The sequence below is a fragment of the Leclercia sp. M50 genome, assembly GCF_037150775.1.
Taxonomy (GTDB): Bacteria; Pseudomonadota; Gammaproteobacteria; order Enterobacterales; family Enterobacteriaceae; genus Enterobacter.
In genome coordinates this window covers 1-8,002 of the sequence record NZ_JBBCPK010000140.1, presented here as the reverse complement: position 1 = coordinate 8,002, position 8,002 = coordinate 1, and the positions used below count along the sequence as shown (strand labels likewise).

Below are 8,002 nucleotides of genomic sequence, written 5' to 3'. Positions count from 1 at the left end.
TCCACTTACACCCAGTCGTCGTTATGATTCGCGATAGCCCACGATATTGACCCGCTGGCGACTATTATACCCATGGTGAAACCGAAGGTCTGGAAATGGGCCAAATCATTACTCGTATCTGGAATCTGACCCAGGGCGATGATATTTGCGACAACGGTGAGACAAAAGTAATCAGTGATCCATTACCACCACCAATATGAGCACTAAGAGCTAATTTCCAATTAACTGTTATCTATAACATCCCGCGCCACTGGCCTCGTCGCCAATGGACGGCGGTAAGTTGGAATTATCCGCGAGGTCAGGCCAACCCCTTTAAGCCCCGGCATTTAGCCGGGGCTTTTTCGCATCTGAAATTCTCATACCTGGGACTATAAGCGCATAGCGCAACGCAGCACGCGGACAACGTCTGAAGGTAAGCAATATGCTTGTGATTCCGTGTGGCGATTTTGTCCCGCGGGAATCGTACTGATTTAGCTGAACTTTATCGCCAGTGGCGTGGGCACGATCCGCAGATTGAACGGTGGTGGGGAATCGCGGGTTGAGTGCGTAAGCGCTTTTTCAGGCTGAAAACAGAACCGGGCGCAGTGCCCGGCTTTTTCACCTGAAAGATGCATCTGCCAGCTCAGTTGAACCTTCTGTTTATCCTCACGCCTCGCTCGATATAACCATAAGCTTGCCTTATATTTTAAAGGTGGCGATTTGCCGCATATGCCAACAGGAGTTCAAAATGAAATCCAATGAGCAAGGTTCAAACAGAGATCAATCTAAGCAGTCTCAAAAGAACCCGAAAGATGACCAGTCCAAACAGAAACCGGGTAAGTCTAAGTAGACTCTCATAACCAAGTTTGACGGAGGTTTTATGACCGATCGTCCAGATTACGTTGATCCTCTTCCTGATGATGAACCGCTTCCTGATGATGATATTCCTGACACACCTGATGTGAATGACCCGCTGGTCGAGGATGACCCTGATATCACCAGGAGACCGCTATAAAAATTTAATAACCGCCTTCGGGCGGTTTTTTTATGTAAAGCGTGCACCGCTATGTTGTCTAAAGGTAAAAGATTAAACTGGAAAACAATGCACAACGGGAGTGGCAGGAGACGTAATGGATTTTTCCCCTTTTATGCACGCATTAGCGGCACTTAGTGTCCAGTGTCTGTGCGGTCTGAAATGGAATCGGTGGGGCACGGGCGGGGCGTTGGGTTCGCTGTGGTTTGTCGCCCGGGAACAGACTCAGGCTGAATACCGCTGGATTGCCCTGTTTGGTCACGGCAAGCGCGCCAATATGCCGTGGTGGGGCGGGTTTGACTGGCAGGTCTGGAACGTCGCCAGCCTGCTCGACTGGCTGGTGCCGGTGGTTGCCTGCACCCTTCTCTGGCTTTTATCCCGCGCCTGGCAATTTAAAAGAGCAAACAGCCCGCAGCTATAGCGCAACGTTGTTTAGTCTTTATTTATCTTCCCCATGCTAGCTTATTTACGATCCGCAGCCTGGTATGGAATACCGGGTCCGTAGATAGCAAAATACAAATCTATCCATGCAAGCATTTACCGCCAGTCTCTGGCGGTTTTTTTTGCTTATCAGCCGCAACATGAATTTTTTTCAACACCAGTGAATTTTTCTCGTTTGCCGTCAGTCCGGCACTGTGACATCTTTTTTAGACATTTAGCCGTCCAGAAGGCTAAAGCTTCAAGAGATGAATTATCACTGTCGGCAACTACCTGGCGGCAGTTAAAGGAGAAAATCATGCAGCGACAACACGCCCCGTACCGTGCCGATGTGGTAGGCAGCTTCTTACGTCCCGACGCCATCAAGCAGGCGCGGATCCAGTTCGCCAGCGGTGAGATTAACGCGAAGCAGCTGCGTGCGGTAGAAGACGAGGCGATTCGCCACGTGGTTGAACAGCAGTGCGCCTGCGGCCTGCAGGTGGTGACCGACGGCGAGTTTCGTCGCGCCTGGTGGCACTTTGATTTCTTCGACGGCCTGCAGGGGGTGGAGCGCTACGAATCTGAGCAAGGCATTCAGTTTAACGGCGTGCAGACCAAAGCCCACGGCGTGCGCGTCACCGGCAAACTGGGCTTCGGCAGCCATCCGATGCTCGACGATTTTCGCTATCTGCAAAGCATCAGCGGTAATGCCCAGCCGAAGATGACCATCCCAAGCCCGAGCGTGCTGCATTTCCGCGGTGGGCGTAAAGTCATCGATGCCACGGTCTACCCGGATCTGGAGGTCTACTTCGACGATCTGGCGCAGACCTGGCGCGATGCTATCCACGCCTTCTACGACGCGGGCTGCCGCAATCTGCAGCTGGACGACACCGTCTGGGCCTACCTCTGCTCGGACGATCAGCGCCGTCAGATCCGTGAGCGGGGTGTTGACCCGGATCAGCTCGCGCGTACCTATGCCCGTGTGCTGAACAAGGCGCTGGAGGGCAAGCCGGACGATCTGACCATCGGGCTGCACGTCTGCCGCGGCAACTTCCGCTCGACCTGGATCTCCGAAGGGGGCTACGAGCCGGTGGCCGAGATTCTGTTTGGTACCGTCAACGTCGATGCTTTCTTCCTCGAATATGACAACGATCGCAGCGGCGACTTTGCCCCGTTACGCTTTATCCGTCCGGGCAAGCAGCAGGTGGTGCTGGGTCTGATCACCACCAAAAGCGGCGAGCTGGAGAACCCGGAAGGGGTGAAAGCGCGTCTGGAAGAGGCGGCGAAGTATGTCGCGAAAGATCAGATCTGCCTCAGCCCGCAGTGCGGCTTTGCCTCCACCGAAGAGGGGAACGCCCTGACCGAAGCGCAGCAGTGGGACAAGGTGCGTCTGGTCACGCAAATCGCCAGCGAAGTCTGGTAACCGCTTCTCACAGCGTTGCATTAATAAAGTGCAACGCTGTGCCATTCTGATCCGCGCCTGCTTCAAAAATCCTCTCCAGCCCACTGATTCTGCTCTCTATTCGATCTGGCATCCTTTTTGCTCTGTCTCATCCTGAATGCTTTTTCTGCGTCCACGCCGTAACGGACGATTTCGCACAGCGTTTCTTTCAGGAGTGAAAATTATGCATCGTCGTACCTTGTTAAAAGCTTTTGCTTTGTCGGCCTCTGTGGTGGCCATGGGGATGAGTTTCAGCGTGCAGGCCGCCGACACCATTAAAATTGGCATCATGCACTCCCTCTCCGGAACGATGGCGATTTCCGAAACGCCGCTTAAGGACGTGGCGCTGATGACCATCGACGAAATCAACGCCAAAGGCGGCGTGCTGGGTAAAAAACTGGAGCCGGTGGTGGTGGACCCCGCCTCCAACTGGCCGCTGTTTGCCGAGAAGGCTCGCCAGCTGTTAAGCCAGGATAAAGTGGCGGCGGTGTTTGGCTGCTGGACCTCGGTGTCACGCAAATCGGTCCTGCCGGTATTTGAGGAGCTGAACGGTCTGCTGTTCTACCCGGTGCAGTACGAAGGGGAAGAGATGTCGCCGAACGTCTTCTACACCGGGGCCGCGCCTAACCAGCAGGCTATCCCGGCGGTGGAGTACCTGATGAGCGAAGACGGCGGGGCGGCGAAGCGCTTCTTCCTGCTCGGCACCGACTACGTCTACCCGCGCACCACCAACAAAATTCTGCGCGCCTTCCTGCACTCTAAAGGGGTCCAGGATAAAGATATCGAAGAGGTCTACACCCCGTTCGGCCACAGTGATTACCAGACCATCGTCGCCAGCATCAAGAAATTCTCCGCCGCAGGCAAAACCGCAGTGGTTTCCACCATCAACGGCGACTCCAACGTGCCGTTCTACAAAGAGCTGGCGAACCAGGGCGTAAAAGCCACCGAGGTACCGGTTGTCGCCTTCTCGGTGGGGGAAGAGGAGCTCCGCGGCATCGACACCAAACCGCTGGTGGGCAACCTGGCGGCGTGGAACTACTTCGAATCGGTGGATAACCCGGCCAACCAGACCTTCGTTGCGGCGTACAAAAACTGGGCGAAAACGCAGAAGCTGCCAAACGCCGATACGGTCGTGACCAACGATCCGATGGAAGCCACCTACGTAGGCATCCACATGTGGGCCCAGGCGGTCGAAAAAGCGGGCACCACCGACGTGGATAAAGTGCGTGCGGCGATGGCGGGCCAGTCCTTTAAAGCCCCGTCGGGCTTCACCCTGACCATGGATGCCACCAACCACCATCTGCATAAGCCGGTGATGATCGGTGAAATCGAGGGTAACGGCCAGTTCAACGTGGTGTGGCAGACCGAAGCGCCGGTACGCGCCCAGCCGTGGAGCCCGTTCATCGCCGGAAACGACAAAAAACCCGATACGCCGATTAAAACCGCCAGCAACTGAATCCGGATCAGAGAGGTAAAGCCATGAACGTCATGCGCACGATCTTCGCTCTCGTATGGCTTGCCGGACTGCTGCCAGGGATGGCGCAGGCAACGGACGCCGATAACTTTGTTGCCGCCAGCCGCAGCCAGCAGGCCGTTCTGCTGGAGCAGTGGGCCGCCGCGCCGGATCCGGCCAGGCTGCCGCTGCTGCGGGCGCTGAAGCAAGAGAATGTCGTTGTCGACGACAACAAACACGCTTTTACCCGCCAGGCGGGCGGGTTAATCCCCCTCGGTGATGCCGCTCAGGCGCAGGGCTCACCTAAAGCGGTGCGTCTGACCAACCGCCTGAGGGTGCTGGCCGCCACCGCGCTCGCTACCCATCAGCTGACAGGTGACAGTGTCACCGAAAGGCTGGCGGCGGCGCGCCAGCTTCAGCGCGATCCCCAGCCGCAGATGCTGCCGTTTTTACAACGCCAGCTGGCGAGTGAAAAGGACGAGGGGGTGCGGCAGGTGTTGAGCCTCGCCGTCGCTAGTCTGCAACTGACCAGCCCGCAACCCGCGGTGCGCAAGCAGGCGGTGACGCTGCTGGGAGAATCGAGCGACCCGGAAGTGCAGGCCCGCCTGCTGCCCTATACCCACGCCCAGACGGAGCCAGATGGTGAAGTACGCGAGGCCGCGGCGGAAAGTCTGCGCCAGATCCAGCATCGTCAGACGATAAGCGACCTGCTGGGGCAGGCGTTTATGGGGCTGTCGCTGGGCTCCATTCTGCTGCTGGCCGCGCTCGGGCTGGCGATTACCTATGGCTTGCTGGGGGTGATCAATATGGCGCACGGGGAGATGCTGATGCTCGGGGCTTACGCCACCTGGCTGGTGCAGCAGGCGATGGCGCAGTTTACCCCACAGTGGCTTACCTTTTATCCGCTGGTGGCGCTGCCGGTGGCATTCATGCTGACGGCGACGGTAGGTATGGCCCTTGAGCGCACGGTGATCCGTCATCTGTATGGCCGTCCGCTGGAGACGCTGCTCGCCACCTGGGGTATCAGCCTGATGCTGATCCAGCTGGTGCGCATGCTCTTCGGGGCCCAGAACCTCGAAGTGGCGAACCCGGCATGGCTCTCCGGCGGCGTGCAGGTCTATGCCAGCCTGATCCTGCCGTGGAACCGACTGGTGGTGCTGGGCTTTGTACTGCTGGTGCTGTTTTTCACCTGGCTCATCCTCAACAAAACCCGTCTGGGGCTGAACGTGCGGGCGGTAACGCAGAACCGCAGCATGGCCGCCTGCTGCGGAGTGCCCACCGGGCGCGTCGATATGCTGGCTTTTGGGCTCGGCTCCGGGATTGCCGGGCTCGGCGGCGTGGCGCTGTCGCAACTGGGGAACGTCGGGCCGGAGCTGGGTCAGGGCTACATTATTGACTCCTTCCTCGTGGTGGTGCTCGGCGGTGTGGGTCAACTGGCTGGCAGCGTGGCGGCCGCCTTTGGGTTGGGGATTTTCAACAAGATCCTCGAGCCGCAGATGGGTGCCGTGCTCGGAAAAATCGTGATTCTGGTGGCGATCGTTCTGTTTATTCAGAAGCGCCCGCAGGGGTTATTTGCACTGAAAGGGAGGGTAATTGACTGATGAGCCAGCCACTGACCTTAACGCTGGCGCGCAAGGCGCCGCGCAGCGTACCGATACTCGGCGCCCTGATTCTGGCGGCACTGCTGGTGCTGCCGTTTCTGGCGCTGCTGCCCGCCAGCCATCCGCTGGCCGTTTCGACCTGGATGCTGACCCTGGTAGGCAAAATTCTCTGTTACGCCGTTGTCGCGGTGGCCCTTGATCTGGTGTGGGGCTACGCCGGGATGCTCTCGCTCGGCCACGGTCTCTTTTTTGCCCTCGGCGGCTACGCCATGGGAATGTACCTGATGCGTCAGGCCGCAGGCGACGGATTACCGGCGTTTATGTCGTTCCTCTCCTGGAGCGAATTGCCCTGGTACTGGTGGGGCACCCAACATTTCGCCTGGGCGCTGGTGCTGATTGTGCTGGTTCCGGGCCTGCTGGCGCTGCTGTTCGGCTGGTTTGCCTTCCGCTCGAAGATTAAGGGGGTCTACTTTTCGATCATGACCCAGGCGCTGACCTTCGCCGGGATGTTGCTGTTCTTCCGCAATGAAACGGGCTTTGGCGGCAACAACGGGTTTACCGGATTTACCACGCTGCTGGGCTTTTCCGTGACCGCCACCACCACGCGTATCGGATTGTTTATTGCCACCGTGCTGCTGCTGGCCGCCTCGCTGGCGGTGGGTTATGCGCTGGCGAAAAGCAAATTTGGCCGCATTCTGACGGCGGTGCGGGATGCGGAAAACCGGCTCACCTTCTGCGGCTACGATCCCCGTGGTTTCAAACTGCTGGTCTGGACCCTGTCCGCGGTGCTGTGCGGACTGGCCGGGGCGCTCTACGTTCCGCAGGTGGGCATTATCAACCCCGGCGAGATGTCGCCTACCAACTCCATCGAAGCGGCGATCTGGGTGGCCCTCGGCGGACGCGGAACCTTGATCGGCCCGGTAATTGGCGCGGCATTGGTCAACGGCGCGAAAAGCCTCTTTACCGTGGTGATGCCGGAGTACTGGCAGCTGTTTCTGGGGCTGATCTTTATTGCCGTCACGCTGTTTTTACCGCGCGGGGTCACGGGCCTGTTGCGCAAAGGAGATAAATAATGCAGCCAGCCGAAGCGTTATTTACCCGCCAGCTTCCCGGAGATCGTTACCGCGATCAAACCGACCCGGTGTTGCAGCTGGAGGGGATCAACGTCAGCTTTGACGGGTTTAAAGCGCTTACCGATCTGTCGCTTAATATTGGCGTGGGGGAGCTGCGCTGCGTGATTGGTCCCAACGGCGCCGGGAAAACCACCCTGATGGATGTTATCACCGGTAAAACGCGGCCCCAGAGCGGGCGGGCGATTTACGATCAGACAACGGATCTCACCACCCTCGACCCGATAGCCATTGCCCGTCAGGGCATCGGGCGCAAATTCCAGAAGCCAACAGTGTTTGAGGCCCTGACGGTATGGGAGAACCTTGAGCTGGCGATGAAAGGGGATAAGTCGGTGTGGGCCAGCCTGCGCGCCCGGCTGAGCAGCGAGCAGGGGGTCCGGATCGACGAGATGCTGAGCCTGCTGCGCCTCGGCGGGGAGCGGCATCGCCGGGCGGGGCTGCTGTCCCACGGCCAGAAGCAGTTTCTGGAGATCGGCATGCTGCTGGTGCAGGAGCCGCATCTCCTGCTGCTCGATGAGCCGGCCGCGGGGATGACCGACGCCGAAACAGAGTATACCGCCGAGCTGTTCCGCACCCTGGCGGGTAAACACTCCCTGATGGTGGTGGAGCATGACATGGGTTTTGTTGAAACCATTGCCGATCACGTGACGGTGCTCCATCAGGGCCGGGTGCTGGCGGAGGGGTCGCTGCGCGACGTGCAGGCCAACGAACAGGTGATTGAAGTCTATCTTGGACGCTAAGGAGCGCGGATGCTTAAGGTTAATGAACTCAATCAGTATTACGGCGGGAGCCACATCCTGCGCGGGGTCAGCTTTGAGGCGCTGCCCGGCGAAGTCACCTGCCTGCTCGGGCGCAACGGTGTAGGTAAAACTACGCTGCTGAAGTGTCTGATGGGGCTGATCCCGGCGCGCAACGGGGAGATCCTCTGGCAGGGAAAAAATCTCACCC

General features: G+C 58.5%; 8 protein-coding genes and 1 pseudogene. All 9 read left to right on the top strand.

What is annotated here, in order from left to right; all coding sequences use genetic code 11:
* Nucleotides 1–431 precede the first annotated feature (431 nt).
* Nucleotides 432–550 (top strand): annotated as a pseudogene (locus tag WFM46_RS23925) (hypothetical protein); the annotation flags it as partial.
* A gap of 309 nt (nucleotides 551–859) precedes the next feature.
* Nucleotides 860–994, top strand: a complete 135-nt coding sequence (locus WFM46_RS21700; RefSeq protein WP_231736623.1) for a hypothetical protein — start codon at nucleotides 860–862, stop codon at nucleotides 992–994.
* Nucleotides 995–1,109: 115 nt separating this feature from the next.
* Nucleotides 1,110–1,433 (top strand): hypothetical protein, encoded by a 324-nt coding sequence (locus WFM46_RS21695; RefSeq protein ID WP_180210348.1) that lies wholly within the window; start codon nucleotides 1,110–1,112, stop codon nucleotides 1,431–1,433.
* A 315-nt stretch (nucleotides 1,434–1,748) separates the two neighbouring features.
* Complete coding sequence (locus WFM46_RS21690) at nucleotides 1,749–2,852, top strand: cobalamin-independent methionine synthase II family protein (RefSeq protein ID WP_336998514.1); 1,104 nt, start codon at nucleotides 1,749–1,751, stop codon at nucleotides 2,850–2,852.
* A gap of 202 nt (nucleotides 2,853–3,054) precedes the next feature.
* Entirely contained in the window at nucleotides 3,055–4,326 is a 1,272-nt protein-coding gene (gene urtA, locus WFM46_RS21685; protein WP_103824459.1) for an urea ABC transporter substrate-binding protein, read from the top strand.
* 23 nt (nucleotides 4,327–4,349) lie between these two features.
* Nucleotides 4,350–5,924 carry an urea ABC transporter permease subunit UrtB gene (urtB, locus tag WFM46_RS21680; protein ID WP_336998513.1) on the top strand — a complete coding sequence of 525 codons (1,575 nt, stop codon included), beginning with the start codon at nucleotides 4,350–4,352 and terminating at the stop codon, nucleotides 5,922–5,924.
* Nucleotides 5,924–6,997 (top strand): urea ABC transporter permease subunit UrtC, encoded by a 1,074-nt coding sequence (urtC, locus tag WFM46_RS21675; protein ID WP_180210346.1) that lies wholly within the window; start codon nucleotides 5,924–5,926, stop codon nucleotides 6,995–6,997. Before urtB ends, urtC begins: the two co-directional genes overlap by 1 nt.
* Nucleotides 6,997–7,794, top strand: coding sequence for an urea ABC transporter ATP-binding protein UrtD (urtD, locus tag WFM46_RS21670; RefSeq protein ID WP_336998512.1), 798 nt, complete (start codon nucleotides 6,997–6,999; stop codon nucleotides 7,792–7,794). The genes urtC and urtD overlap by 1 nt, the downstream gene beginning before the upstream one ends.
* Before the next feature lie 9 nt (nucleotides 7,795–7,803).
* On the top strand, nucleotides 7,804–8,002 hold a 199-nt coding region (locus tag WFM46_RS21665), incomplete at its 3' end, for an ATP-binding cassette domain-containing protein (protein ID WP_336998511.1).

Excerpts from the sequence above, each read along its gene's own strand:
- urtC (WP_180210346.1), top strand. The coding sequence starts at position 5,924 with ATGAGCCAGCCACTGACCTTAACGCTGGCGCGCAAGGCGCCGCGCAGC.
- WFM46_RS21695 (WP_180210348.1), top strand. The coding sequence starts at position 1,110 with ATGGATTTTTCCCCTTTTATGCACGCATTAGCGGCACTTAGTGTCCAG.
- urtD (WP_336998512.1), top strand. The coding sequence starts at position 6,997 with ATGCAGCCAGCCGAAGCGTTATTTACCCGCCAGCTTCCCGGAGATCGT.
- urtA (WP_103824459.1), top strand. The coding sequence starts at position 3,055 with ATGCATCGTCGTACCTTGTTAAAAGCTTTTGCTTTGTCGGCCTCTGTG.
- WFM46_RS21690 (WP_336998514.1), top strand. The coding sequence starts at position 1,749 with ATGCAGCGACAACACGCCCCGTACCGTGCCGATGTGGTAGGCAGCTTC.
- WFM46_RS21700 (WP_231736623.1), top strand. The coding sequence starts at position 860 with ATGACCGATCGTCCAGATTACGTTGATCCTCTTCCTGATGATGAACCG.
- urtB (WP_336998513.1), top strand. The coding sequence starts at position 4,350 with ATGAACGTCATGCGCACGATCTTCGCTCTCGTATGGCTTGCCGGACTG.